We start from the raw sequence: 26612 nt of genomic DNA, 5'->3' as shown, positions 1-26612 counted from the left end.
GCCGCGAAGCGGCCAGATGAGGGGTGTTCCAGCTTGGCGCCGGCGGCACTCCGTCCAGCACCCCTCAACCGTCTTGGCGTTGCGCGCCAATCCACCTTCTCCCACAAAGGGAGAAGGAAAAGCCTCTATTCCGGCACGTACCGCACCGCCCCCTTGGCGGCACTTGTCGCCATCGCCGCATAGGCGCGCAAGGCTGTCGTCACCTTGCGCTTGCGCTTTTCTTCGGGCTTCCAGGCAGCCGTTCCCCTGGCCTCCATCGCGGCGCGACGGGCGATGAGTTCGGCGTCGTCGACAGCAAGCCTGATGGTGCGGTTGGGGATATCGATCTCGATCGTGTCGCCTTCCCTGACCAGCCCGATCAGACCGCCTTCCGCGGCTTCCGGCGAGACATGGCCGATCGACAGGCCGGAGGTGCCGCCGGAAAAACGACCGTCGGTGATCAGTGCGCAGGCTTTGCCGAGACCTTTCGACTTCAAATAGCTGGTCGGGTAGAGCATTTCCTGCATGCCGGGTCCGCCGCGTGGCCCTTCATAGCGGATGACGACGACATCGCCGGCCTTGATCTCGTTCGACAGGATCGCCTTGACGCTGGCGTCCTGGCTTTCGAACACTCTTGCCGGACCGGTGAATTTCAGGATCGATTCATCGACGCCCGCCGTCTTCACGATGCAGCCATCGATTGCCAGATTGCCTTTCAGCACGGCAAGGCCGCCATCCCTGGAGAAAGGATGTTCGGCCGAGCGGATGACGCCCTTCTCGCGGTCGAGATCGAGATCGTCCCAGCGGCGGTCCTGGCTGAACGCGACTTGCGTCGGCACGCCGCCGGGTGCCGCCAGGAAGAAATCCCGGACATTCTGGCTGGTGGTGCGCGAAATGTCCCAATGATCGAGCGCTTCGCCGAGGCTTGCGGTGTGCACCGTCGGCAGGTCGCGGTTGATCAGCCCGGCGCTATCCAACTGGCCGAGGATGGCCATGATGCCGCCGGCGCGATGGACATCCTCCATGTGGACGTCAGCCTTGGCCGGAGCCACCTTGCACAGCACCGGCACCCGCCGCGACAGCCGGTCGATGTCCTCCATGGTGAAGTCGACCTCGCCCTCATGTGCCGCGGCGAGGATGTGCAGGACCGTGTTGGTCGAGCCGCCCATGGCGATGTCGAGCGTCATGGCATTCTCGAAGGCGCCCTTCGAGGCGATGCTGCGCGGCAGCGCGGTGTCATCGTCCTGCTCGTAATAGCGCTGGGCGAGATCGACGATCAGATGACCGGCCTCGACAAACAGCCGCTTGCGGTCGGCGTGCGTGGCCAACGTCGAGCCGTTGCCGGGCAGCGAGAGGCCGAGCGCCTCGGTCAGGCAGTTCATCGAATTGGCGGTGAACATGCCGGAGCAGGAGCCACAGGTCGGACAGGCCGAGCGCTCGATGATCCTGACGTCCTCGTCGGACACCTTGTCGTCGGCGGCTGCGACCATGGCGTCGACCAGGTCAAGCGCCTGGGTCTTGCCGGCGAGCACCACCTTGCCGGCCTCCATCGGCCCGCCGGAGACGAAGACGGTCGGGATGTTGAGGCGCAGCGACGCCATCAGCATGCCGGGCGTGATCTTGTCGCAATTCGAGATGCAGACCATCGCGTCGGCGCAGTGCGCGTTGACCATGTATTCGACCGAGTCGGCGATCAATTCGCGCGACGGCAGCGAATAGAGCATGCCGTCATGGCCCATGGCGATGCCGTCATCGACGGCAATGGTGTTGAACTCCTTGGCGACGCCGCCGGCTTTTTCGATCTCGCGGGCAACCAGCTGGCCGAGATCCTTCAAATGGACATGGCCCGGCACGAATTGGGTGAAGGAATTGACCACGGCAATGATCGGCTTGCCGAAATCCGAATCCTTCATGCCGGTAGCGCGCCACAGGCCGCGGGCGCCGGCCATGTTGCGGCCATGGGTGGTGGTGCGGGAACGGTAGGCGGGCATTGAACTGTCCTTGCTGTCTGCGTCGCGCCCAAAGGTGCGGAAAACCGGAATTGAGCCGCAGGCCTTATAGACGGCACACTCTGGTCTGGCCACAATTTTGCGCTGCGCCAGGGTGCGGAACGAGCGGCCAGCCAAAGACGCAGCCGGTCCAGGCCGTAAAAAAGTCAGAAGCGCTGTCGGATCGTGGTTTGCTCGAGCGTCCTTGAGCAGACGGCGGACCGGGCATCAATTGCCAGCCGGCCGTTTGCGAGCGAAACAAGCCAAAACCAGCCCGAGGAGCAAGCGAATGCAAAAGATCACCCCCTGCCTGTGGTTCGACGACCAGGCCGAGGAGGCCATGAACCATTACATCTCCATCTTCAAGAATTCGAAGGTGCTGAGCGTGATGCGCTGGCCCAAGGGCAGCGGCGATAATGAGGGCAAGGTGCTGATGGTCTCATTCGAGCTCGACGGCGTTCAGTTCCAGGCGCTCAACGGCGGCCCGCAATTCAAGTTCACCCAGGCAGTCTCGCTCTCCATCGACTGCAAGACGCAGGAAGAGGTCGACTATTTCTGGGACAGGCTCATCGCGGGCGGTGGCCAGCCCAGCCAGTGCAGCTGGCTGAAGGACAGATTCGGCCTCTCCTGGCAGGTCGTTCCCGAACAGCTGCCCAGGCTGCTGCTGGACCCCGACACGGAAAAGGCTGGCCGCGTGATGCAGGCGATGATGCAGATGAGCAAGATCGACATCGCCAAGATCGAAGAGGCAGCCAAGGGGTGAATGGAACGCGATCTTGCCTTCTCCCCCTGTGGGAGAAGGTGGATCGGCGCGAAGCGCCGAGACGGTTGAGGGGTGTGGGACGGAATGAGACGTTGGTGTTTTCTGGAACACCCCTCATCCGTCGCCTTCGGCGACACCTTCTCCCACAAGGGGAGAAGGGAAAACCAACAGCTCAAGCCGCCCTGTCGCGGACCTGATAATCCTTGACCGCGGTGAAGCGGATCGCCTTCCAGCGCTCGGCCTCGTAGTTGAGCGAGAAGGCGTGCTGGGCGAGGAACACCGGATCGTTGTCGAGGTCGCGGGCAATGTCGCCGCGATGCGCCTCGATGAAGCGCTGGAGCTCGGCCCTGTCGTCGGCCGATATCCAGCGGCAGACGGAAAAGCGCGACATTTCGAAATCGACCGGCAGTGTGTATTCGAAGTTTAGCCGCTCCTTCAAGACGTCGAGCTGCAGGGCGCCGACGACGCCGACGATGGCTGGCGAGCCGTCCTCCGGCGAGAACAATTGCACGACGCCTTCCTCGGCCATCTGGTGCAGCGCTTCCTTGAGCTTCTTGGCTTTCATGGCATCGCCGAGGCGAACGCGGCGCAGGATTTCAGGCGCGAAATTCGGCACGCCGCGAAACAGGATCTCCTCGCCCTCGGTCAGCGTGTCGCCGATGCGCAGCGTGCCGTGGTTGGGGATGCCGACGACGTCGCCGGCGAACGCCTCGTCGGCCGTGACGCGGGTGCGGGCGAAGAAGAATTGCGGTGCCGACAGGCTCATCGGTTTCCCCGTGCGCACCAGCTTGGCCTTCATGCCGCGCTCGAGCTTGCCGGAGCAGACGCGCACGAAAGCGATGCGGTCGCGGTGATTGGGGTCCATATTGGCCTGGATCTTGAAGACGAAGGAGGTCATCTTGTCCTCGGTCGCCTCGACCTTGCGGCTGTCGGCCTCCTGCGCGCGCGGCGGCGGCCCGTAGGCGCCGAGCGCCTCGATCAGGTCGCGCACGCCGTAATTGCGCAGCGCCGAGCCGAAATAGACCGGGGTCAGATGGCCCTCGCGGAAGGCATCGAGGTCGAGCGGGCGACAGGCCGCGCGCGCCAGCTCCAGCTCCTCGATGAAGGCCTCGCGCTCGTTCTCCGGCAACAGGCCGGCGACGCGGTTGGAATCGGGTCCATTGACCGGCGTGCGCTCCTTTTCGGCGTCGCCCTTGCGCACCGCGTTCAGCGCCAGATGGTAGGTCCCGGAAAAGGTCTTGCCGCGGCCGATCGGCCAGGTGATCGGCGCTGTATCCAGTGCCAGCTTCTGCTCGATCTCGTCGAGGATGTCGAATGGGTCTCGGCTTTCGCGGTCCATTTTGTTGACGAAGGTGATGATCGGGATGTCGCGCAGCCGGCAGACCTCGAACAGTTTCAGCGTGCGCGGCTCGATGCCCTTGGCGGCGTCGATGACCATGACCGCGCTGTCGACCGCCGACAGCGTGCGATAGGTGTCGTCGGCGAAATCCTCGTGGCCGGGCGTGTCGAGCAGGTTGAAGACGGTGTCCTCGTATTCGAAGGTCATCACCGAGGTGACCACCGAAATGCCGCGCTCGCGTTCGATCTTCATCCAGTCCGAGCGGGTCTGGATGCGGTCCTTCTTGGCCTTGACCTCGCCGGCAAGCTGGATGGCGCCGCCGAACAAAAGCAGTTTTTCGGTGAGCGTCGTCTTGCCGGCGTCGGGGTGGGCAATGATCGCGAAAGTGCGGCGGCGCGATACCGCTTGTTCGATGTCTTCAGCCAATTTCATGGAATCCTGTCTGTGGCGCGGGCTTCTAGCAGCGCTTTTCCAGCGTGTCGAACGGAAACACCGCTGATACCCCGGCAGCAGGTTCAGTCTCTGACGATAGCCGCCTGCGTGACCGAGCCAACGTCATCCAGGCGCATAACCAGCCATTCAGAGTCGATCGAAAAAAATCCTCTTTCCGAACCAAGAATATAAACCAGACTCCAGTCCTCGAAATAGTCCGTCTTCGGCGGCTCGCCGAGCATGGCAACAACTTCTGCCCGCGATTTCCCAACCAACGCCCCGGTCAGCACCAAACCGTCAGCGATGCGATGGCGTTTATGCAAAGGATCCAGCCAGTTGTCGTCCTGCCACCAAGATCGAACGAACGGCAGCGGGCCAAAGAAGACGGCATAGACAATGGCGGCTCCGGCTGCAGCAAAAACCAACCCTTTTATCCAGCGGCGCAAATGACCCTCATGTGATTGAGCTGAACGTTTCCAGTGAGGCGATCGTCATCGACCCGCTTCGAGAGCGGTCCCGGCAACGCCCTTGGTAAGTCTGTAGCATGGTGGCAATGAGGGCAAGAAGTCCTGGGCGTTTGAAGGTACACGGCCGTGAGCAAGAACATCATCGTCATTGGATCCGGCATCATTGGCGCCTCCATCGCTTGGCACCGGCAGAGCTAAGCTGTCGACCTCTCCGGCTGCCGCCGGTTCACGTCCCGACGTCAGGCCGATTCGGTCGCTCGGCTCTCGAAGGCCACCTCCGGAATCCACTCGGCAATTGTGGCGCCGATCCTGTCGGCATGGTCCTCCTGTAGATAATGCGCGCCGGGTCCGAGATCGATCAACCGGCAGTTCTTCAGGCCGGCCGCGAATTCCCGTGCCGCATGCGGCGAGACGAGGGCCCCCGGATCGCCTGAGAAAAGCAGCTTCGGGTAGGAGGAGAGCCGGAGCGCCCGATGGTCGTACTCGCTGATGGCAGCGACATCGGCGGGCTGGCCTTCAATCGGCAGGTCGCGCGGCAGCCGCAGGATCGGCTTGCGCGATTGGGGCGTCGGGAACGGTGCCCGGTAGGAGGCCATTTCCTCATCGCTCATCGTGCGCAGCACCGCAGCCGGAAGCACCTTTTCGACGAAGACGTTGTCTTCCAGGACAAGCTTCTCACCGACGCCAGGCGTGCGCATTGCCTTGAACAATTCGCGCGCCTGCGGACGCTGGTGAAAATCGTCCCAACTCTCGAAGGGGCGGATGAATTCCATGAAGGCGAGGCCGAGGATCCGCTGCGGCCGCCGGGCCGCGAGATGGAAGGCGAGCGCGGTGCCCCAGTCCTGCGCGACGACCACCACGTCACTGATGCCAAGCGTCTCGATGAAGGCGTCGAGATAGCGGACGTGGTCGAAGAAGCGATAGTCGATGTCCGGCTTGCCGGATTGGCCATAGCCGATCAGGTCGGGCGCAATGCAGCGGCCGAACGGCGCCACATGCGGGATGATGTCGCGCCAGATGTAGGACGACGTCGGGTTGCCGTGCAGGAATAGCACCGTCGGACCGGCAGTACCTGCCTCGACATAGGAGATGGTGGAATCGAGTACCGCGACTTCCGAGCGCGGCACCGTTGTGCGGGATTGCTGCTTTTCGAGTTTCGGGTTCATCGGATCAGCTCCTTTTTTACGAAGACTGTTTTGAAGACGATATTCTTGAAACGCTCGAGCGGTTCGGGACTGCGCTCCACCTTCATGCGCAGCATCGCGCCTTGCCAGGAACTCAACAGGAAATCGGCGAGGTCCTCGGCATCGAACGCGTCGGTGATGTCGCCAGCCGCCTGGCCCTCGGCGATGCATTCGGCAAAGGGCTTGCGCCAGCGTTCGAAGATGGCGACGAGTTGCAGCCTCAGCGCCTCACTGTGAGCAGCCGTCTCGAGGCTGAGATTGCCGATCATGCAGCCCCGTGCCCAATCATGCGCCTCCAGCTTCGACGTGATGATTTCGAGATAGCGGCGCAAGCGCCCGACCGGGGGTGTGCCGTCCCGGGCAAGGGCCTGCTCCGCCAAACCGCTCACATAGGCGAAATAGCGGTCCAGCACCTCGCCGGTGAACGCCTCCTTGGAGGCAAAATGATTGGTGAAGGACCCCGGACGGGCATCGGCCGCGGCGACGATGTCGCGTACGCCGGCGGCCGAATAGCCGGAGCTCCAGATGGTTTTGAAACCGGCGTCGAGAAGTTTTTCGCGAAGTGAATGTCTAGCCATGCCAGGTAAAATACGTACGTACGTATTAAAGTCAAGAGGCACATTTGATACGGCTCGCTCTTGGCAGAACCCACGGGCAATGGCATCGCAGTGGTGGCGTTGGAACGAGGAGTGAAGCATGACAGCTGCGAAAGAAGTGATCGTCATCGGCGCCGGTATCATCGGCGCCTCCATCGCCTGGCACCTGACCAGGGCTGGAGCAAAGGTGACGGTCGTTGCCGGCAGCGGCGCCGGCGGCGTCGCGACACCGAATTCCTTTGCCTGGATCAATGCCAGCTGGGGTAATCCGCAGCCTTACTTCCGACTACGGACTCGATCGATGGCCGAATGGACGCGACTGGCGAACGAGGTGCCCGGCATCCCGTTGCAATGGTGCGGCGGCCTGTGCTGGGACCTGCCACGTCCCGAACTCGAAGCCTATGCGGCCGAGCACTCCGCATGGGGCTACGGCATCGAGCGTGTCGACCGTGCCGGAGCGGCCCGCATCGAGCCCAATCTGACCGAGCTTCCCGATTTCGCCCTTTATGTCGCCGAGGAAGGCGTTGCCGAGCCGGTCGCCGCCACGCAAGCACTGCTGGCCGACGCCGAACGGCGCGGCGCGCGAATTGTAGCCGGGACGACCGTCACCGCTCTGGTGCAAGCCAACGGCAGGATTGCCGGCGTCGATACATCCGGCGGGCGGATTGCTGCCGACGAGGTGGTGATCGCGGCCGGAGCCGGCTCTCCGGCAATCGCTGCCACAGCCGGGATAGAACTGCCGATCGAAACGCCGCCCGGCCTGATCGTGCATTCGCGCCCCTACGAAAAGCTGCTCAACGGCCTGGTGATCGGCGACCGCCTGCATATGCGCCAGACGGCGGAAGGCCGCGTCATCGCCGGCTCGGATTTCGGTGGCGCCGATCCCGGCATGGATGCCCCGGCCACCGCCCGCGACCTGTTTGCGGCGATGAAGGCGATGCTGCGCGGCGCGGATGGGCTGGAACTCGATTTCCACACCGTTGGCTATCGGCCGACGCCGGTCGATGGCTTTCCGATCATAGGCCGCGCCGAAGGCACGAGCGGCGTCTATGTTGCGGTCATGCATTCCGGCATCACGCTGGCGCCGGCCGTCGCCCTGTTCGCCGCCCGCGAAATCCTCGACGGCGAGCGCGATCCGCTGCTTGATCCCTACGGACTGGCGCGGTTTACTCAATAGCCGGGCGGACGGCGAAAGCCGCCGGCCAGCGGCTCGATTGCCCTGGCGATCCCGAGCAGGCACCGCTCCGACCAGCGTTTGCCAACAAGCTGTAGTCCGATGGGCAGGCCATTGCTGTCCTGTCCGCAGGGCAGCGACAGTGCCGGATGGCCGCTGTAGTTGAACACCGCGCCATAGGCCGGCAGCATCCAGTAGCTTTGCGTCTTGCCGTCGACCTCGATCGGCGTTCCCGGCTCGCAATGCGGGAAGGCGGTGGCCATGGCGACCGGGCACAGCAAGGCGTCGCAGCCGTCGAAGAACCGTTCCCACGCCAGGATGGAGCGGTCGCGGCGGGCGAGCGCCTCGAACCAGCGCGAGACCGGCGTCGGCTTCTCCGGTGGTTTGGGCTGCGCCGCCTCCAGCATCATGCCGATCAGCGCACCGCCTTGTGCTAGGTCGTCGTGCAGGTCGAGCTCCGGCAATTTGGCATCCTCGACGATGGCGCCTGCCGACTGAAGCTCCTTTGCCAGACTTTCGACCGCCGCGCTGATCTCGCCGGCCACCGGAAAGCCCGGAAAGGACGGCGCGACGGCAATGCGCAAATTTCTGAGATCCAGCTCCGGCATGGTTTCGACCGGTACCGGCGCAAGGTCGGTATCGCTTCCATCCGGCCCGGCAATGAGGCCGTAGATCAGTGCCAGGTCCTCGACGCTGCGCGCCAGCGGTCCGAGGCAGGACATCAGCCGCACGCTGCGCGGCGCCCCGCCCGGGTCGGGGAAGGCGCCGGCGAGCGAGACGCGGTGCTCGGTCGGCTTGAGGCCGTAGACGCCACAAAAGGCGGCCGGCAGCCGGATCGAATCCTGCATGTCGGTGCCGACCTCGAACGGCGTCATACCAGTGCCGAGCGCCGCCGCCGCACCGCCGCTGGAGCCGCCGGCGGTGCGCTGGAGGTTCCAGGGGTTGCCGGTGCGGCCGAACAGTGGATTGTCAGACTGCCAGTCACCGAGCATCGTCGCCACGTTCGTCTTGCCCACCAGCACGCCGCCTGCCGCCTTCAGCCGGGCAACGACCGGACTGTCTGCCCTCGGAGCATAGTCGGCGAAGGCCGGGAAGCCGACGGCGGTTCTCATGCCGGCGGTTTCATGCGTGTCTTTCAGTGTGAACGGCACGCCATGCAGCGGCCCAAGGGCCTCGCCGCGCGCCTGCGCGTCGTCGGCTTTGACGGCGCGTTGCCGCGCACCGTCCCGATCGAGGGTTACGACGGCATTGACCGCCTTATTGTGCCTGTCGATCTGCGCCAGATGCTCGTCCAGCACCTCTATTGCGGAAACCGTACGGTCGCGGATGGCCGCGGCCAGTTTGGTGGTCGAGGAAAAGACGATATCCATGGTGAATGCTCCGGGCTATCGCGCCGCGATCCTCAAAATGGCGGATTGGCGCGTGGATACAAGCCTGGCTCGGCATTCGACGATGGCGGCGCTTGATCGGGATTGCGCTGCGGGGCCTGTTGAGGGTCGGCGCTGTCCAGCGGCCTCGCTGCGCTCGGTACCTCTGCGGCTTACCGTCCTCTGTTGTGCGTCCGCTCATAGAGCTCACGGATGATGCCGCTTGCCGTGGTCTCGAACAGAAACGGCAAGAAAGCATGAACGAGCGCGGCAAAGGCCGCCATGAACAATCGCGACGAGAACCATGCGGCGAAAGCCATATGGCCGAAATAACTCTCGCCGACCGCGGCCGGGTGAGAGGTGAAAAGTCTTGCGAGCCGTGCGGTCATGTCGATCCCTCCTGCCGGCATGAAGAGCCGGCGATGAGTATACTGGCATGGGTGTTCGGTTCATCGGTCTCAAATTGTCCTTGTGAAAGGCTGAATTTTGGGACAAACATCCCACATGGCGCCGGAAATCGACGAAATAGACCGGAGATTGCTGGCCGAGCTGCAACGCGACGGCACGCTGTCCGTCGACCAGCTCTCGGCAAGAATATCGCTGTCGCGCAATGCCTGCTGGCGCCGGGTGAAGCGGCTGGAGGAGGACGGCGTCATCACCGGCCGGGTGGCGCTGGTCGATGCCGACAAGCTTGGGCTCGGCCTTTCGGTGTTCATCCTGATCCGCACCTCCAACCACGATCCCGACTGGCTGCAAAGATTCCGGGCGGCGGTGACCGGCTTTGCCGAGATCACCGGCGCTTACCGCATGTCCGGCGATCTCGACTATGTCCTGCGCGCCCGCGTCGCCGATGTGAAGGCGTATGACCGGCTCTATCAACGGCTGATCGCCAAGGTGGCACTATCCGACGTTTCGGCCTCCTTCGTCATGGAGGAGATCAAGGAGACCACGGTCGTTCCGATGGAACTGCGCTGAGGCGGAACCGCACTGAAAGAAAGCCGTTGATAGCATTGCCGCCGAGTTGACTGAGCCGGCGTTCGCGACGATAGGATCAGCCTCATGCGCGCAGCACTTTATCCCACCTCCGTCATCGGTCCGGCTGTCGGCTTCGTCAGGCTGCCGCATGGCGAGGGCTTGCCGCTTCCGGCCTATGAAAGCTCGGGCGCCGCCGGCATGGACCTGCGCGCCGCCGTCCCGGACGACAGGCCGCTTTTGATCCTGCCGGGAAAGCGCGCGCTGGTGCCGACCGGGCTGGTCCTGGAAATTCCGGAGGGCGTCGAAGGCCAGGTCCGGCCGCGTTCGGGCCTCGCCTTCAAGCACGGGCTCACCTGCCTCAACACGCCGGGCACCATCGACAGTGACTATCGCGGCGAGGTCAAGGTGCTGCTGATCAATCTCGGCGACGAGGATTTCGCGGTGACGCGGGGCATGCGGATCGCCCAGATCGTCTTCGCCCCGGTGACGCAGGCGACCGTCGAGGAGCGCACATTGGCTGGCGGTACGGCGCGCGGCTCGGGCGGCTTCGGATCGACCGGCACGGCCTGATGAAAATACCCAAGCTCGTCATCTTCGATTGCGACGGGGTTCTGGTCGACACCGAGAACCTGGCCAATCGGCGCCTCGCCGAATGGCTGACCGCGGCCGGCTTTCCGGCCAGCTTCGAATATTGCCGGAAGAATTTCTCCGGCCGCAGCATGGTCTCGGTGCAGAAGGAAGTCGAGGCGACCGGCGTCAGCCTCGGCGCCGATTTCGTCGAGCGCTGGAACGCCGGCCTGCCGGACCTGTTCGCGCATGGCGTCGAGGCCATCCCCTACGTTCGCGAGTTCATCGAAACCGTGCACGCCGCCGGCATCGCCACCTGCGTCGCCTCGTCGGCACGGGTATCGAAAATGCACATCACGCTCGGTCAGACCGGGCTGCTGCCGCTGTTCGAGCATGCGCTGTTCAGCTCGACCATGGTCTCGCGCGGTAAGCCGTTCCCCGACCTCTTCCTGCATGCGGCAGCGACGATGGGCTTCGCACCCGCCGACTGCATCGTCATCGAGGACAGCGTCGCCGGCACGGCAGCCGGCATCGCCGCCGGCATGCGCGTCTATTCCTACCACGGCGACCCGCTTTCCGACCGCGACGGGCTGATCGAAGCCGGCGGCATCCTGTTCGACGACATGCGTGAACTGGCCGGGCTGGTGCCGATCCACTGATCGCCTTTGCGCAGCCTGCATGCGCGCCCGATCTCAGACCGGGCGCGGCGCCCCAAGTACTCGGTCGACCGTGTCGCGTATGAGACTGCGCAGATTGGCCGGCCTGTCGAGATGACTGACGACAAGGAGGCCGTCGGCCGCCACCGTTAGCGCGTCCGCGGTGCGGTCCGGATCGGGATCTGCGTCGGCGATCAGCAAGTCCCTGAGGGTGCCCCACTTCCAGTGACGATGCTGATCGATCGCCTGGCGAACCGGGCTGCTGGGGTCCGGATATTCAGCAGCGGCGTTCTGAAACGGGCAGCCGCGGTAGCCCGGCTGATCCGCCGCGTCGGCGATGAGATCAACTATGGCAAGGATCATCTGGCGAGGTGGCCGGCCAAGGCTCGCGATTGCCGCCCGTCCTCCCTTGCTGAGCTCCTCGATATAGGCGCGGACGAGGTCGTCCTTGGCCGCGAAGTGATGATAGAACGTCGCCTTGGCAACGCCGGCCTCGGCGATGATGCGGTCGATCCCGACTGCACGGACCCCCTCCAGAGAAAACAGTGCGGTCGCCGTATCGAGGATGCGACGGGACGGTGGGCGACTTCGCCGGCGGCGCCCAACGGATAGCCCCAGGCGTTTTCGTCGACTGGCGGGTGGATGAGGGCGACGTACGGGCCCTTACTTTCGCCGACGGCAAGATTGTGCGAGAGCGGCTCATCGCCCGCGACGAGCAGAGCCGGCGGATCGTGTGGGGATGGCTCGGCGACGAGGTCACCCACGATAATACCTTCATGCAGGTCTTTGCCGAGGGCGAGGGCCGGAGCCGCCTGGTCTGGATCCACGACACTCTGCCCGACGAGCTCGGCGCGTGGCTCGCAGCCGCCATGGATCAGCTGGTGCCGGTTTTTCAGCAGACCCTGGCGAGCCAAGCCAAGCCAACATAGTGAGGCAACGCCAGGTGTTTCCTCTTGGTCGCAAAATGCTCTAGCTTGCGCGCGCCCAAGATAACGAGCGCGCGCGCATGACCTTCTCCCTGCTTCGTTTCATCTTTGCCTGCCTGCTGCTGCCCTGTCTTTGGACGACGGCCAGCGCGGAGGCCGTCAGTTTCCCGGAGCTCGGCAGCGCCGTCCCCGGCCACGGCGATGTTACCTATCTCGATCTCGCCAGGATGGTCATTCCCGATCTGACCGCGGACAAGGACGGTTTTTTCCGAGGTTCGATGCCGATCGAGATGCGCCACGTCGCTGGACCGGACTACGACGGCTCGCCGCCGGCGACGTCGGGTCTTTCCAGCGGCGACGTGCTCGGCATCAAGGCCGGCGGCAAGGACCGGCTGGCGATGCTGCTCGACCTCGGCGACTCGCCTGACAGCGCCGAGGGTTATGCCGTGCTGGCACTCTACGACATCACCGGCAAGCCGGCCTTGCTCGACGCGGTCAATGTCGCCGTCGACCGCAGCACCTACTTTCGCGATCCGGGCAAGCTGTCGATCGGGCCCGGCGATGACGCCATCATCAGCATGAGCATGCATTTCAATTCGAGCCAGGGCTATGGGATCACGCCGCTGATCATGGTCCGCAACGACAGGTTCGAGCTGATCGACATGATCTATACGTTCGACGAAAACCTCTGCACTCATAGGAGGACACAGAATGCGGCGTTCCAGGTGATCGCCGACGGCCAGCCCTATGCAGCCATCAAGGTCACGGTGACCGACGCGACGCTGCCGGGAGAAGAAAGCTGCGACGGCCAGCCGCCGCCACAGGCGTCTTCGCGCGACATCTCCGTCACCTATCATTGGGACAAAAATGCTTCGCGCTACGTCAAGGATTCCGACGCGCTGGATCGATTGGCAGATGACAACGCCAAACGCTTCTGAGCCAACCGCATTTGTTTGCCCGGCGCCTTCCGCCGGGCTAGAATTTGCCTCACATTCTGCACTGGAGGGGAGCATCCATGGACAAGGGCAAGATTTTTCGCGACCTGCATGCCTCGATCTTCGTCATGGCCAATTCCTGGGACGTCGGCACGACCAAGCTCTTGGCCTCGTTCGGCTTCAAGGCGCTGGCCACGACCAGCGCCGGCTTTGCCTTTTCGCGCGGCCTGCCCGATGGCGCGGTGACGTTCGAGGCGATGATCCATCATTGCCGTGAAGTGTCGGCGGCGACCGGGCTGCCGGTTTCGGCCGATCTCGAAAAGGGCAAGGGCGACAGCGCAACAAGTGCCGGCGAGACCATCTTCGCCGCCGAGGCGGCTGGCCTCGCCGGCTGCTCGATCGAGGACCATACCGGCGAGCCCGACAAGCCGATCTATGATTTCGCGCATGCCGTCGAGCGCGTCGCGGCGGCGGCGGAAGCGGGACGGGCACTGAAACGCGATTTCGTCTTCACCGCGCGGGCCGAGAATTTCCTGTGGGGCAAGCCCGACCTCGACGATACGATCAAGCGGCTGCAGGCCTTCGAGAAGGCCGGCGCCGACGTGCTCTATGCACCGGGGCTGGGCGACATCGAGATGGTGCGAACCGTCTGCTCGGCGCTGACCAAGCCGGTCAACGTCATGGCCAGGCCCGGCTTCACCATCGCCGACCTGGCCATGGCGGGGGTAAAGCGCGTCTCGCTCGGCCCATGGCTGACCAATTTCGCCTTCGGCATGCTGGAGACCGCGGCGCGCGAGATCCAGCAGGATGGCACCTTCGGCTTCACCCGCGCCGCCATGCCGTTCGGCAAGCTGCAGGCGCTGTTTGCCAAACCTTCCGCCTAGGTCGGGTCCGGCAAATGACCCTCACGGTCGTGGACATGCACACCGGCGGCGAGCCGCTGCGGATCGTCACCGGCGGCTACCCCGATATTCCCAAGGGCACGATCCTCGAAAAGCGTGCCTATGTGCGCGACCATCTCGATCATCTCAGAAAGATCCTGATGTTCGAGCCGCGCGGCCATTACGACATGTATGGCGCACTGCTGGTCGAGCCCGACCTGCCGGGCGCCGACCTCGCGGTGCTGTTCATGCACAATGAGGGCTATTCGACGATGTGCGGCCACGCCATCGTCGCGCTCGGTCGCTACGCGGTCGACGAGCGGCTGGTGGCGCCACGCGAGCCGCTGACGACCGTCAATATCGAGGCGCCATGCGGGCTGATTTCGGCTGCAGTCGAGGTAAGGGATGGCAAGGCCGGCGCGGTGTCCTTCGAAAGCGTGCCGGCGTTTCTGTTCGTCGGCGACCAGCGGATCGAGCTGCCGGGCTATGGTCCGGTCGGCTTCGACATCGCCTATGGCGGCGCCTTCTATGCACTGGCCGACTGCCGCCAGTTCGGGCTGGAATTTGGCAGGAACCGGGTGCGCGATTTCGTCGATGCAGCGACCGCGCTGACTGATAAGCTGAAGGCCGAATTGCCGCTGTCGCATCCCGACCATGCCGATCTCGCCTTTCTCTACGGCACAATCCTGACCGACGGACAGGATGCGTTCTCCGATACGCCGACCAAAAACATCTGCGTTTTCGCTGAAGCCGAGGTCGACCGTTCGCCGACCGGCTCGGGCGTCACCGCGCGGCTGGCGGCCATGCACGCCAAGGGGCAAATCGAGATTGGCCGGGCGCGGCTGTTCGAGAGCATTGCCGGCTCGCGCTTTTCCGGCGCGGTCGTACGCACGGCCACAGCCGGGCCGCATGATGCCATCATCGCCCGCGTCGGCGGCCGCGCCTATTACTCAGGGCGGGCCGAATTCATCGTCGAGGACGACGACGAACTGGGCAGGGGTTTTCTGCTGAGATAGCTCCCTTCCCGTGCCGAGATCGCCTTGTGCAGATGCACCATCATGGCGGCGGCGAACAGTGGCGTCAGAAGGTTGAGCAGCGGCACGGCGAGGAAAGCGGCGACCACCAGCCCGGCCAGGAACACGGTGATCGAGTGCTTTCTGCGCAGCGCCTTGGCCTCGGCCTCCGGGCGAAAGCGCATGGCGGCGAATTCGAAGAACTCGCGCCCGAGCAGATAGCCGTTAACGACGAAGAAGGCGGCGATGTTGATGCCCGGCACCAGCAGCAGCAGCAGGGCGACGATATTGCCGAGGATGACGACGCCGAAGAAGCGGATCGCCAGCACCAGCGAGCGCAACGGCGGCACGGCGCGGCCGGGCGGGTCGTTTGGATAATCCGTGCGCTCGACCACTTCGGCGACGTCGTCGAGGAACAGGCCGGCGATGATCGCCGTCACCGGCGCGATGAGCAGCGCCAAGCCCAGCGCAAGGCCGATGCCGACGACGACGGCGCCCAGCCAACCGGCCCAGGAGGGTAGGGCGGGCAGCCATGCATCGATCCACGGCCAGGCCAGCCATTCGAACAGGCTCTTGATCCCGAACCAAAGCGCCGCCAGCGCCAGCAAGGTCGGCGCCAGCGTCTTCAGGAACACGGAACGGAATTCGGGTGAGAACAGCCGGCTCAAGGCGGCACGGGCGGCGTCGAGGATCACGGCGTTTCCAATTCCATGTCAAACGAGGCCATGGGCGATATTTCGGGATAGGCGGAGACAGGTCGCGAGACAAGCGCAAACCGCGATACGAAGCATCTGCGTTCTGCCCGGATTTATAACTCGCGGCCTAGGCAAAGCCGCATCAAACCGCTAGACCCGCCCGCGCCCGGCGTGGCAGAAAGCCGGTGGGTTTTTGGCGGAGACATGAATTGATGCCGGACTATGACGTGCTTTGTATCGGGAATGCCATCGTCGACATCATCGCCCAGTGCGACGAGGCGTTCCTGGAGACCAACGGCATCATCAAGGGCGCGATGAATTTGATCGACACGAGGCGCGCCGAACTGCTCTACAGCCGCATGGGCCCGGCCATTGAAGCCTCGGGCGGCAGCGCCGGCAACACCGCGGCGGGCGTCGCCTCCTTCGGCGGCCGCGCCGCTTTCTTCGGCAAGGTCTCCAACGACGCACTCGGCGAAATCTACGCGCATGACATCCATGCCCAGGGCGTCGCCTTCGACACCAGGCCGCTTAACGGCGAACCGCCGACGGCGCGCTCGATGATCTTCGTCACGCCGGACGGCGAGCGCTCGATGAACACCTATCTCGGCGCTTGCGTCGAGCTCGGCCCGGAGGACGTCGAGGCCGACAAGGCGTCGGGCGCCGCGGTCACCTATTTCGAGGGTTATCTGTGGGACCCGCCGCGCGCCAAGGAGGCGATCCGGCAGACGGCTAAGCTCGCCCACGCCGCCGGGCGCGAAGTGTCGATGACATTGTCGGACTCGTTCTGCGTCGACCGCTACCGCGACGAATTCCTCGATCTGATGCGCTCCGGCACCGTCGACATCGTCTTTGCCAACAGCCACGAGATCAAGTCGCTCTACCAGACCGCTTCATTCGACGAGGCACTGGCCCAGATCCGCAAGGATTGCAAGATCGCCGCCGTCACCCGCTCGGAAAAGGGCTCGGTGATCGTGCGCGGCGACGAGACCGTGACCATCAATGCCACCAGGATCCGCGAGCTGGTCGACACCACAGGCGCCGGCGACCTCTACGCTGCCGGCTTCCTCTACGGCTACACGCAAGGCCGCAGCCTCAAGGATTGCGGCGATCTCGGCTCGCTGGCAGCCGGGCTGGTCATCCAGCAGATCGGCCCAAGGCCACGGCAGAATCTGCGCCGCGAGGCCGAGCAGGCGGGGCTTCTGTAGCGGCATCTCTTCCTTCTCCCCCTGTGGGAGAAGGTGGATCGGCGCGCAGCGCCGAGACGGTTGAGGGGTGCTGGACGGAGTGCTGCCGGTGCCAAGCTGGAACACCCCTCATCCGACCGAGCTTCGCTCGGCCACCTTCTCCCACAGGGGGAGAAGGGAGAGGCGCTGCTGCTGCCCCCGCTCCTCAAGCCCCCGCGCTATACGCCGCAATCGCTGCCATGTTGACGATGTCTGAATCCTTGGCATTGAGCGAGACGATCTGGACCGGCTTGTTCAGGCCGACCAGCAGCGGGCCGATGACGGTCGAGCCGCCGAGCTCCTGCAGCATCTTGGTCGAGATCGAGGCCGAGTGGAAGGCCGGCATGATCAGCACATTGGCCGGGCCGGTCAGCCTGATGAACGGGTATTGCGCCATGGCGCGGGCGTTGAGCGCCACGTCAGCGGCCATCTCGCCGTCATACTCGAAATCGACGCGGCGCTTGTCGAGGATGCGCACCGCTTCCTGGACGCGCTCGGAGCGCTCGCCCTGCGGATGGCCGAAGGTTGAATAGGCGAGCATGGCGAGCCTCGGCTCGTAGCCCATGCGGCGGGCGAAACCGGCGGCCTCCTCGGCGATGTCGGCGATCTCGACGGCATCCGGCATGTCGTGCACCGCGGTGTCGGCAACGAGGACGGTGCGACCCCGCGCGAGCACGATCGACACGCCGATGACGCAATGGCCGGGCCTTGCGTCGATGACGCGGCGGATGTCGTCGAGCGCCGTCGAATAGTTACGGGTAACGCCGGTGACGATGCCGTCGGCATCGCCCAGCGCCACCATGCAGGCGGCGAAATGGTTGCGGTCGTTGTTGATCAGCCGCTGGCAGTCGCGGAACAGGAAGCCTTTGCGCTGCATGCGCTCGTAGAGATAGTCGGTGTAGACGGAGTTGCGCCGCGACAGCCGCGCATTGATGATCTCGATGCCTTGCTTGCCGAGGTCGATGCCGGCGTTCCTGGCGTTTTCCTTGATGATGTCGTCGCGGCCGAGCAGGATGGCGGTGCCGAGTCGCTGGTTCACATAGGAGACGGCGGCGCGCATCACCTGCTCCTCCTCGCCCTCGGCAAAGACGATGCGCTTGGGCTGGCGGCGCACCCGGTCGTAGATGCGCTGCAGCGTCGATGCGATCGGGTCGCGGCGGGCGGAAAGCTCCTGCGCGTAGCGGTCGAGATCGAGGATCGGCTTGCGCGCGACGCCCGAGTCCATCGCCGCTTTGGCCACCGCAATCGGAATGGCCGAGATCAGGCGCGGGTCGAACGGCACCGGGATGATGTAGTTGGGGCCGAATTTCGGCCGCATGCCCTGATAGGCGGCGGCGACGTCGTCGGGCACGTCCTGGCGCGCCAGTTCGGCGAGCGCTTTGGCCGCGGCGATCTTCATGTCGTCGTTGATGGTGGTCGCCCGCACATCCAGCGCGCCGCGGAAGATGTAGGGGAAGCCAAGCACATTGTTGACCTGGTTGGGATAGTCGGACCGTCCCGTCGCCATGATGGCGTCGGTGCGGATCTCGGCGACTTCCTCCGGCGTGATCTCGGGGTCGGGATTGGCCATAGCGAAGATGATCGGGTTCTTGGCCATCGACTGCACCATTTTGGTGGTCAGCGTGCCTTTGGCCGAGAGGCCGAGGAACACGTCGGCGCCGTCCAGCGCCTCGGCCAGCGAGCGCGCGCCGGTTTTCACGGCGTGCGCCGATTTCCACTGGTTCATGCCTTCGGTGCGGCCCTGGAAGACGACGCCCTTGGTGTCGCAAAGGATGATATTCTCAGGCGCAAAGCCCATCGCCTTCATCAATTCGATGCAGGCGATGCCGGCAGCACCGGCGCCGTTGCAGACCATTTTCGTGGTCTTCATGTCGCGGCCGGTGATTTCCAGCGCGTTGATCAGGCCGGCGGCCGAGATGATGGCGGTGCCGTGCTGGTCGTCATGGAAGACCGGGATGTCCATCAGCTCGCGCAGCCGCTGCTCGATGATGAAGCACTCCGGCGCCTTGATGTCCTCGAGGTTGATGCCGCCGAAGGAGGGGCCGAGAAAGCGCACGCAGTTGATGAATTCGTCGGCATCCTCGGTATCGACCTCGAGGTCGATGGAATCGACATCGGCGAAGCGCTTGAACAGCACCGCCTTGCCTTCCATTACCGGCTTCGAGGCCAGCGCGCCGAGATTGCCGAGGCCGAGGATGGCGGTGCCGTTGGAGATGACGGCGACCATGTTGCCGCGAACCGTGTAGTCGAAGGCGCGGCTCGGGTCCTCGGCGATGGCGAGAACCGGCACAGCGACGCCCGGCGAATAGGCAAGGCTGAGATCGCGCTGCGTCGCCATTGGTTTTGTGGCTACGATCTCCAGCTTGCCGGGGCGGCCCATGGCATGGAATTCCAATGCCTCCTGGGCGCTGACGGAGGGCCCGTTGCTTTCGGTTTTCTTGGCCATGGTACTTTCGGTTTCCTCGCCCGTACGGCACCGCTTGAGATGGGTGCGCATGCTTTCTTTTGTGGAAGGTTCGGGATTAAGGCTACACTTCGCCGCTGTAAACCGCCAAGCATGGCTTGCAAAATTTTGGAAGCAGCTTCTTGAACGACGAGACGCCCATTCGAAGCGACAACGCCACGCCGGCCTTCGCGCCGGCGACGCCGATGATGGAGCAGTATATCGAGATCAAGGCGGCGAACCCGGATTCGCTGCTGTTCTACCGCATGGGCGATTTCTACGAGCTGTTCTTCGACGACGCCGAGAAGGCAAGCCGGGCGCTCGGCATCGTGCTGACCAAGCGCGGCAAGCATCAGGGGCTCGACATCCCGATGTGCGGCGTGCCGGTGCATGCCGCCGACGATTATCTGCAGAAGCTGATCGGCCAGGGGTTCCGCGTCGCCGTCTGCGAGCAGATCGAGGATCCGGCCGAGGCGAAGAAGCGCGGCGGCAAATCGGTGGTGCGCCGCGACGTGGTGCGGCTGGTCACCCCAGGCACCATCACCGAGGACAAGTTGCTGGCGCCGTCGGAATCGAGTTTTCTGATGGCGCTGGGACGGGTCAAGGGCGGCAGCAGCGATACAAGAGGCGGGGAGCGCGGCAGCGCGACAGGGAACCAAGGAAGTTTCGCCCTGGCCTGGATCGAGATCTCGACCGGTGTCTTCCGCGTCGCCGAGACAACCGCCGACCGGCTGCTCGCCGATGTCGTCCGCGTCGATCCGCGTGAGCTGATCGTCGCCGAACCGGTGTTTTACGACCCGGAGCTGAAGCCGGTGTTCGACGTGCTTGGACGCGTCGCCAGCCCGCAGCCGCCGTCGCTGTTCGATTCGGCTTCGGCCGCCGGCCGCATCGCCCGCTTCTTCGAGGTGGCGACGCCGGATAGTTTCGGCACATTTTCGCGCGCCGAGCTGTCGGCGATCTCAGGCGTCATCGCCTATGTCGAGAAGACGCAGAAGGCCGAACGGCCACCGCTGTCGCGGCCGGAACGCGAGGAGCAGGGTTCGACGCTGTTCATCGACCCGGCGACGCGCGCCAATCTGGAGCTGCTGCGCACGCTGTCCGGCAGCCGCGACGGATCGCTGTTCAAGGCGATCGACCGCACGGTGACCGGCGGCGGTGCAAGGCTGCTTGCCGACCGCTTGATGGCGCCGCTGACCGATCCGGCGGCAATCGCTGCAAGGCTGGACTCGGTGTCGTTCTTCCGCTCCGAGACGCGCCTTTGCCAGGCGGTGCGGGCAAGCCTGAAGAGCGTCGCCGATATGCCGCGCGCGCTGTCCAGGCTGGCGCTCAACCGCGGCGGCCCGCGCGACCTCGGCGCGCTGCGCGCCGGTTTCGAAGCGGCCGGCGCCATCGCCGAACTGTTCGGCCAAACCGCCTTGCCGGGCGAACTGGCCGCGGCGTTGGGAGCCATCAAGGCACTGCCCAGTGAACTGGCGACGCATCTGGCACAGGCGCTCAGCGACGAGCTGCCGTTGCTCAGGCGCGACGGCGGCTTCGTCCGCGGCGGCTACCACGCCGAACTCGACGAGATGCGGGCACTGCGCGACGAGTCGCGAAAGGTGATCGCCGGGCTGGAGCGTTCGCTGATCGACGAGACCGGCATCCGCTCGCTGAAGATCAGGCACAACAATGTGCTGGGCTATTATATCGAAGTCACCGCTAACCACCATGCGCTGATGACCGGCAGCGACGGCGCCAAGGCGCGCTTCATTCATCGCCAGACCATGGCCAACGCCATGCGCTTCACCACCACGGAACTCGCCGAACTGGAAACCAAGATCGCCAACGCCGCCGACCGGGCGCTGGCGATCGAGCTTGCCGCTTTCGAGGCGCTGACGGCGGAAGTGGTCGGCCAGGCCGACACGATCCGTGCCGGCGCCGAAGCGCTCGCCGTGCTGGACGTTTCGGCCGCACTTGCCTTGCTTTCCGAGAGCGAGGCCTGGTGCCGGCCGCTGGTCGATGCGAGCCTTGCCTTCGAGATTTCGGGTGGACGTCATCCGGTGGTCGAACAGGCGCTGCGGCGTTCCGGCGAGGGCCCGTTCGTCGCCAATGATTGCGATCTGTCGCCGCAAGGCGATGCCAAGGCCGGCGCGATCTGGCTGCTGACCGGGCCCAATATGGGCGGCAAATCGACCTTCCTCAGGCAAAACGCGCTGATCGCCATCCTCGCCCAGACCGGCTCCTTCGTGCCGGCGGCATCAGCCCATATCGGCGTCGTCGACCGGCTGTTTTCGCGGGTCGGCGCCTCCGACGATCTGGCGCGCGGCCGCTCCACCTTCATGGTCGAGATGGTCGAGACGGCGGCGATCCTCAACCAGGCCGGCGAGCGCGCACTGGTCATCCTCGATGAGATCGGCCGCGGCACCGCCACTTTCGACGGCCTGTCGATCGCCTGGGCGGCGGTCGAATATCTGCACGAGAAAAACCGCTGCCGGGCGATCTTCGCCACGCATTTCCACGAGATGACGGCGCTGGCCGGAAAACTGCCGCGGCTCTCCAACGTCACCATGCGGGTCAAGGAATGGGAGGGCGACGTGGTCTTCCTGCACGAGGTCGGCAAGGGTGCGGCCGACCGTTCCTACGGCGTCCAGGTAGCGCGGCTGGCCGGCCTGCCAGAGGCCGTCGTCGGCCGGGCCAAGGAAGTGCTGCACCAGCTTGAAGCAGGCGAGGTCTCGGGCAAGGCCAACCGTCTGGTCGACGACCTGCCGCTGTTTTCCGTGGCGGCGCAGCGGGAAGCGTCGAAGCCGGCGAAGAGTGACGGGCTGGGCGCGGCGCTAGCGGAGATCAATCCCGACGAGATGACGCCAAGGGAAGCGCTGGAAGCGCTGTACCGGCTGAAGGGGCTGGCTGGGAAGTAGTGCTCGTCCGATAGCGCTCTACCGCACCCCCCCTCTGTCCTGCCGGACTGTCCGGCAGGACAGAGGGGGGTGTGACGGAACGCTGCTTTGGCTTGCCTTCCGCCCCACCCCTCAAATCATCGCCAAGCCGGACTTCCGCCTCGGTGGTGGGAAGGCGCGGTCAATTTCGGCGAAATCTTCGCTCGTGAGCTCGATGTCCAACGCCGCGACATTCTGCCGGATATGCTCCGGGCGGCTGGCCTTCGGAATGGCAATCACGCCCTCCTGCGCCATCACCCAGGCAAGCGCGATCTGCGCCGGCGTCGCACCGTGGCGGGCGGCGATGGCATCTAACCTGGCGTTGCGCGCCAATACCCCCTGATCGACCGGCGAATAGGCCATCAGCGGCATGCCGCGTTGCCGGCTCCACGGGGCGAGGTCGAACTCGACGCCGCGCTGCGACAGATTGTAGAGCACCTGGTTGGTCTGGACGTTGCCGCCGGCCGGCAACCGAACCAGCTCTTCCATCTCATCGGTATCGAAATTGCTGACGCCCCAATGGCGGATCTTGCCGGCCGCCTTCAACGCTTCGAACGCCTCTACCGTTTCCATCAAAGGAACGCTGCCCGGCCAATGCAAGAGATAGAGATCGATGCGGTCGGTGGCGAGATGCCTCAGGCTGTTCTCGCATGCCCGTTTCAGGCCGGCGCGCGAGGCATTGGACGGCAGTACTTTGGAGACCAGGAAAACCTCGTCGCGGCGACCGGCGATGGCCTCCGCCACCACCTCCTCGGCGCCGCCGCTGGCATACATTTCGGCGGTGTCGATCAGCGTCATGCCGAGATCCAGCCCGAGCTTCAAGGCATTGGCCTCGTCGCCACGGCGGCGGCCGTCTTCGCCCATCTTCCAGGTGCCCTGGCCGAGCACCGGCACGGCTTCGCCGCAGGGCAGGGTGGTCGTTCTTATCGTCGATGGCATGGCATGCTCCAGTCCGAGGCCCGGATAGCACCACAGTCGCCAAGGCAAATCCAGGTGAAGCAGAAATCCAGGTGAGGCCTCTCGCCCGGATTCCCCGGCAGCGTGACGCCTACTTCACCGGATGGGCGGCGAGCCAGTCCTGCATCTGCTTGATCTCGGCCTGCTGCGCGGCGATCACTGCTTCGGCCAGCTTGCGGATTTCCGGATCCTTGCCATTGGCGAGCTCGATCTTGGCCATGTCGATGGCCGCTTGGTGATGCGGGATCATGCCGCGGGCGAAATCGACGTCGGCATTGCCGGAATATTCGATCGCCATCATGTCGACGTGCATCTTGTCCATCGCCGCCTTGTAGCCTTCGGTCGAAGGGCCCTGCGCGCCCATCGCGCCCATGTCGTGTTTCATCTCCTCGGCTTGCGCCGGAACGCTTTCGAGGAAAACGGCAAGCAGCATTCCCGCCGCCATCATCAGCAGCACGATCTTCTTGGCCAAGGTCATTCATCGTCTCCTTTTTTGAACAGGGTCTATCTGGGCAGTCGACTCAGAGTTTCAACGTTCTGAGCCGCAACGCGTTGGAGATCACCGAAACCGACGATAGGCTCATCGCCGCCGCCGCAATCATCGGCGACAACAGCGTGCCGGTGAGCGGATAGAGCACGCCGGCGGCGACCGGCACGCCAAGCACGTTGTAGAGGAAAGCGAAAAACAGGTTCTGGCGGATGTTGCGGATCGTGCCCTGGGCAAGCGTGCGGGCTCGGACGATGCCGTTGAGATCGCCCTTGACCAGCGTGATCCCTGCACTCTCGACCGCAACATCGGCGCCTGTGCCCATGGCGATGCCGACATCGGCGGCGGCCAGTGCTGGCGCATCGTTGACGCCGTCGCCGGCCATGGCGACGCCGGCACCGCCGGCGCGCAATTCCTCGACCAGCGCGTTCTTCTGTTGGGGCAAAAGTCCGGCACGCACCGCGTCGATGCCGAGCTTGGCTGCGATGGCCTTGGCGGTGCGCTCGTTGTCGCCGGTCGCCATGACGATCTTCAGCCCGCTGTCATGCAGCGCCTTGATCGCCTCGGCGGTGGTCGCCTTGATCGGGTCGGCAACGGCGACGAGGCCGGCGAGCATGCCTGCGACAGCGACGAACATCGCGGTCTTGCCGTCGGCCTGCAGCGCCTCGGCGCTGGCCTGGACCGGTGTGCTGTCGATGCCGAGATCGGCCATCATCGCGGCATTGCCGAGCGCCACCTTCTGTCCCGAAACCGTGCCGGAAACACCCTTGCCGGTGACGGCCTCGAAACCGCCGGCGTCCGGGATATTCACGCCGCGTTCGCGGGCGCCGTCGACGATCGCCTCGGCCAGCGGATGCTCCGAGCCTTTTTCCAGCCCGGCGGCGAGCGCCAGCAGCTCGTCTTGCGCCATCCCTTCGAAAGCGACGACGTCGGTCAGCCGCGGCCGGCCTTCGGTCAGCGTTCCCGTCTTGTCGACGATCAGCGTGTCGACCGAGGCAAAGCGCTCGAGCGCCGCCGCTTCCTTGATCAGCACTCCGGCATGCGCGCCGCGCCCGGTGGCGGTCATGATCGACATGGGCGTGGCAAGGCCGAGCGCGCACGGACAGGCGATGATCAGCACCGAGACCGCCGAGACGATGGCAAACACCAGGCTGGGTTCCGGTCCGACGATCGCCCAGGCGACGAACGCAATGATCGCAACCAGAACGACGGCCGGGACGAAGTAGAACGAGACGCGGTCGGCCAACCCCTGGATCGGCGCGCGTGAACGCTGCGCCTTGGCGACAAGCTCGACGATGCGCGCCAGAGTCGTCTCGGCGCCAATCTTTTCGGCGCGCATGATCAGCGAGCCGTTCTTGTTGAGCGTGCCGCCGGTGAGGTTGTCGCCTTCGGTCTTTTCGACCGGCAGCGGCTCGCCTGTGATCATCGATTCGTCGATGGACGAGCGCCCTGCGAGCACAATGCCGTCGACCGGCACGGCGTCGCCGGGGCGGATGCGCAAGCGGTCGCCGGCCTTGACCGTGTCGAGCGGCACGTCGTTCTCGGATCCGTCCACGCTGATCAGCCGCGCCGTCTTCGGCGCCAGGTCGAGCAGCGCACGGATCGCCGAACCGGTTTTCTCGCGGGCACGCAATTCCAGCACCTGGCCGAGGAACACCAGCGCGACGATTACCGCCGCCGCCTCGAAATAGACCGGTACGGTGCCGTCATGGCCGCGGAACTGGTGCGGAAAGAGGCCTGGAAACAGCGTGGCGACGACGCTGTAGAGATAGGCGGCACCGACGCCGAGCGAAATCAGCGTCCACATGTTGGGGCTGCGGTTGAGGACCGAGTCCCAGCCGCGGTGGAAGAACGGGAATGCCGCCCACAGCACCACCGGGCTGGCCAGCGCCAGCTCCAGCCAGACCTTCGCGCGGTCGTCGATGAAGGCCTGAAACGTCAGGCCGAGCATCGGCGCCATGGCGATGAGCAGCAACGGCACGGACAGCACCGCGCTCACCCAAAAGCGCCTGGTGAAGTCGACCAGTTCCGGGTTAGGCCCCTCGTCGCCGGTCGGCACGCCCATCGGTTCCAGCGCCATGCCGCAGATCGGGCAGGAGCCGGGCTTGTCGCGGATGATTTCGGGATGCATCGGGCAGGTGTATTGCGTGCCCTTGGGCATCGGCTGCGGCGCCGGCCTGTCGCCGAGATATTTTGCCGGCTCGGCCTCGAACTTCGCCTGGCAAGCGGCCGAGCAGAAATAGAAGCCCCGGCCCTCGTGCCGCAAAAAGTGCTTGGCCGTGGCGCGATCGACGCTCATGCCGCAGACGGGATCGGTAGCGGTCAGGTATTTTTCCGGCTCGGCGACGAATTTCGCGCGGCAGCTCTCGCTGCAGAAATGATAGCGACGGCCGTCATGCTCGGCCGTCGGCTTGCCGGCAGCCGGATCGACGGTCATGCCGCAGACCGGATCGCGGATGACGGCGTCCGCAGCAGAGGGGGCGCCTTTTGCCGAGCAGCAGCTGCCATGGGCGTGATGATGGTGATCGGAATGCGTCATGCCGAAAGCCCCTGTATTTCGATGTTGCGGCGGAGGTAGTGCTTCCAGTAACTGGAAGGTCAAGGGCCGATTTCGATTTTTCGTGGCCAGGCGCTAACCGAACCGGCCGCG

Annotated in this window: 24 protein-coding genes; 11 read left to right on the top strand and 13 right to left on the bottom strand. The window is 64.8% G+C overall.

Going from position 1 to position 26612, the window contains the following annotated elements; all coding sequences use genetic code 11:
* Positions 1 to 125 precede the first annotated feature (125 nt).
* Positions 126 to 1970 carry a dihydroxy-acid dehydratase gene (gene ilvD / locus NKH67_RS13535; RefSeq protein ID WP_352614564.1) on the bottom strand — a complete coding sequence of 615 codons (1845 nt, stop codon included), beginning with the start codon at positions 1968 to 1970 and terminating at the stop codon, positions 126 to 128.
* Positions 1971 to 2256: 286 nt separating this feature from the next.
* Between ilvD and NKH67_RS13530 the strand changes: the two genes are divergently transcribed.
* Positions 2257 to 2730, top strand: coding sequence for a VOC family protein (locus NKH67_RS13530; protein WP_352743080.1), 474 nt, complete (start codon positions 2257 to 2259; stop codon positions 2728 to 2730).
* 172 nt (positions 2731 to 2902) lie between these two features.
* On the opposite strand, the gene NKH67_RS13525 is transcribed toward NKH67_RS13530, so the two are convergent.
* From NKH67_RS13525 to NKH67_RS13510, 4 genes are all read right to left on the bottom strand, one after another.
* Positions 2903 to 4501, bottom strand: a complete 1599-nt coding sequence (locus NKH67_RS13525; protein ID WP_502893745.1) for a peptide chain release factor 3 — start codon at positions 4499 to 4501, stop codon at positions 2903 to 2905.
* A gap of 83 nt (positions 4502 to 4584) precedes the next feature.
* The gene (locus tag NKH67_RS13520) at positions 4585 to 4947 is read right to left on the bottom strand and encodes a hypothetical protein (RefSeq protein ID WP_352540430.1); all 363 of its coding nucleotides are present in this window, start codon (positions 4945 to 4947) and stop codon (positions 4585 to 4587) included.
* A 260-nt stretch (positions 4948 to 5207) separates the two neighbouring features.
* A complete protein-coding gene (locus tag NKH67_RS13515; protein WP_352681389.1) occupies positions 5208 to 6134 on the bottom strand; it encodes a haloalkane dehalogenase in 927 nt (308 codons plus the stop codon).
* A complete protein-coding gene (locus NKH67_RS13510) occupies positions 6131 to 6730 on the bottom strand; it encodes a TetR/AcrR family transcriptional regulator (RefSeq protein ID WP_352614617.1) in 600 nt (199 codons plus the stop codon). Before NKH67_RS13510 ends, NKH67_RS13515 begins: the two co-directional genes overlap by 4 nt.
* Before the next feature lie 118 nt (positions 6731 to 6848).
* Here NKH67_RS13510 and NKH67_RS13505 point away from each other — a divergent pair, with 118 nt between their 5' ends.
* Complete coding sequence (locus NKH67_RS13505; protein ID WP_352540433.1) at positions 6849 to 7925, top strand: NAD(P)/FAD-dependent oxidoreductase; 1077 nt, start codon at positions 6849 to 6851, stop codon at positions 7923 to 7925.
* On the opposite strand, the gene NKH67_RS13500 is transcribed toward NKH67_RS13505, so the two are convergent.
* The gene (locus NKH67_RS13500; protein ID WP_353031119.1) at positions 7919 to 9292 is read right to left on the bottom strand and encodes an amidase; all 1374 of its coding nucleotides are present in this window, start codon (positions 9290 to 9292) and stop codon (positions 7919 to 7921) included. The genes NKH67_RS13505 and NKH67_RS13500 overlap by 7 nt on opposite strands.
* A gap of 170 nt (positions 9293 to 9462) precedes the next feature.
* The gene (locus NKH67_RS13495; protein ID WP_352469961.1) at positions 9463 to 9678 is read right to left on the bottom strand and encodes a DUF6356 family protein; all 216 of its coding nucleotides are present in this window, start codon (positions 9676 to 9678) and stop codon (positions 9463 to 9465) included.
* Between the two features lie 115 nt (positions 9679 to 9793).
* On the opposite strand from NKH67_RS13495, the gene NKH67_RS13490 reads away from it, so the two are divergent.
* The 3 genes from NKH67_RS13490 to NKH67_RS13480 all read left to right on the top strand — a co-directional run bounded on the left by NKH67_RS13490 (position 9794) and on the right by NKH67_RS13480 (position 11490).
* The gene (locus NKH67_RS13490) at positions 9794 to 10264 is read left to right on the top strand and encodes an Lrp/AsnC family transcriptional regulator (protein WP_023676368.1); all 471 of its coding nucleotides are present in this window, start codon (positions 9794 to 9796) and stop codon (positions 10262 to 10264) included.
* 84 nt (positions 10265 to 10348) lie between these two features.
* Complete coding sequence (gene dut, locus NKH67_RS13485; protein ID WP_352448498.1) at positions 10349 to 10834, top strand: dUTP diphosphatase; 486 nt, start codon at positions 10349 to 10351, stop codon at positions 10832 to 10834.
* Entirely contained in the window at positions 10834 to 11490 is a 657-nt protein-coding gene (locus tag NKH67_RS13480; RefSeq protein ID WP_352458656.1) for an HAD family hydrolase, read from the top strand. Before dut ends, NKH67_RS13480 begins: the two co-directional genes overlap by 1 nt.
* Before the next feature lie 33 nt (positions 11491 to 11523).
* On the opposite strand, the gene NKH67_RS34155 is transcribed toward NKH67_RS13480, so the two are convergent.
* A complete protein-coding gene (locus NKH67_RS34155; RefSeq protein WP_502893748.1) occupies positions 11524 to 12054 on the bottom strand; it encodes a TetR/AcrR family transcriptional regulator in 531 nt (176 codons plus the stop codon).
* Positions 12055 to 12065: 11 nt separating this feature from the next.
* On the opposite strand from NKH67_RS34155, the gene NKH67_RS13465 reads away from it, so the two are divergent.
* The 4 genes from NKH67_RS13465 to NKH67_RS13450 all read left to right on the top strand — a co-directional run bounded on the left by NKH67_RS13465 (position 12066) and on the right by NKH67_RS13450 (position 15245).
* Positions 12066 to 12416: an SRPBCC family protein gene (locus NKH67_RS13465; protein ID WP_353031115.1), complete on the top strand. Its 351-nt coding sequence runs from the start codon at positions 12066 to 12068 to the stop codon at positions 12414 to 12416.
* Positions 12417 to 12493: 77 nt separating this feature from the next.
* Complete coding sequence (locus tag NKH67_RS13460) at positions 12494 to 13351, top strand: hypothetical protein (protein WP_353031113.1); 858 nt, start codon at positions 12494 to 12496, stop codon at positions 13349 to 13351.
* 77 nt (positions 13352 to 13428) lie between these two features.
* Positions 13429 to 14232 carry an isocitrate lyase/PEP mutase family protein gene (locus tag NKH67_RS13455; protein ID WP_353031111.1) on the top strand — a complete coding sequence of 268 codons (804 nt, stop codon included), beginning with the start codon at positions 13429 to 13431 and terminating at the stop codon, positions 14230 to 14232.
* A 14-nt stretch (positions 14233 to 14246) separates the two neighbouring features.
* Complete coding sequence (locus NKH67_RS13450) at positions 14247 to 15245, top strand: proline racemase family protein (RefSeq protein ID WP_353031109.1); 999 nt, start codon at positions 14247 to 14249, stop codon at positions 15243 to 15245.
* On the opposite strand, the gene NKH67_RS13445 is transcribed toward NKH67_RS13450, so the two are convergent.
* A complete protein-coding gene (locus NKH67_RS13445) occupies positions 15176 to 15937 on the bottom strand; it encodes a sulfate transporter family protein (RefSeq protein WP_353031107.1) in 762 nt (253 codons plus the stop codon). The genes NKH67_RS13450 and NKH67_RS13445 overlap by 70 nt on opposite strands.
* 212 nt (positions 15938 to 16149) lie before the next feature.
* Here NKH67_RS13445 and NKH67_RS13440 point away from each other — a divergent pair, with 212 nt between their 5' ends.
* Complete coding sequence (locus tag NKH67_RS13440; protein ID WP_352458263.1) at positions 16150 to 17142, top strand: adenosine kinase; 993 nt, start codon at positions 16150 to 16152, stop codon at positions 17140 to 17142.
* A gap of 184 nt (positions 17143 to 17326) precedes the next feature.
* Here NKH67_RS13440 and NKH67_RS13435 read toward each other — a convergent pair whose 3' ends face one another.
* A complete protein-coding gene (locus NKH67_RS13435; protein WP_352448507.1) occupies positions 17327 to 19606 on the bottom strand; it encodes an NADP-dependent malic enzyme in 2280 nt (759 codons plus the stop codon).
* 203 nt (positions 19607 to 19809) lie between these two features.
* Between NKH67_RS13435 and mutS the strand changes: the two genes are divergently transcribed.
* Complete coding sequence (gene mutS, locus NKH67_RS13430; RefSeq protein ID WP_353031199.1) at positions 19810 to 22500, top strand: DNA mismatch repair protein MutS; 2691 nt, start codon at positions 19810 to 19812, stop codon at positions 22498 to 22500.
* A gap of 111 nt (positions 22501 to 22611) precedes the next feature.
* Here the strand turns inward: mutS and NKH67_RS13425 are convergent, their stop codons facing one another.
* The 3 genes from NKH67_RS13425 to NKH67_RS13415 all read right to left on the bottom strand — a co-directional run bounded on the left by NKH67_RS13425 (position 22612) and on the right by NKH67_RS13415 (position 26501).
* Positions 22612 to 23457 carry an aldo/keto reductase gene (locus tag NKH67_RS13425; protein ID WP_353031105.1) on the bottom strand — a complete coding sequence of 282 codons (846 nt, stop codon included), beginning with the start codon at positions 23455 to 23457 and terminating at the stop codon, positions 22612 to 22614.
* Between the two features lie 109 nt (positions 23458 to 23566).
* Positions 23567 to 23953 (bottom strand): CopM family metallochaperone, encoded by a 387-nt coding sequence (gene copM / locus NKH67_RS13420; RefSeq protein ID WP_353012057.1) that lies wholly within the window; start codon positions 23951 to 23953, stop codon positions 23567 to 23569.
* 43 nt (positions 23954 to 23996) lie between these two features.
* The gene (locus NKH67_RS13415) at positions 23997 to 26501 is read right to left on the bottom strand and encodes a heavy metal translocating P-type ATPase (RefSeq protein WP_353031103.1); all 2505 of its coding nucleotides are present in this window, start codon (positions 26499 to 26501) and stop codon (positions 23997 to 23999) included.
* Positions 26502 to 26612 lie beyond the last annotated feature (111 nt).

Source organism: Mesorhizobium sp. M0968, from assembly GCF_040319065.1.
Lineage (GTDB): Bacteria > Pseudomonadota > Alphaproteobacteria > Rhizobiales > Rhizobiaceae > Mesorhizobium.
The sequence above is the reverse complement of the archived record's forward strand: the minus strand, read 5'-3'. Positions and strand labels throughout refer to the sequence as shown.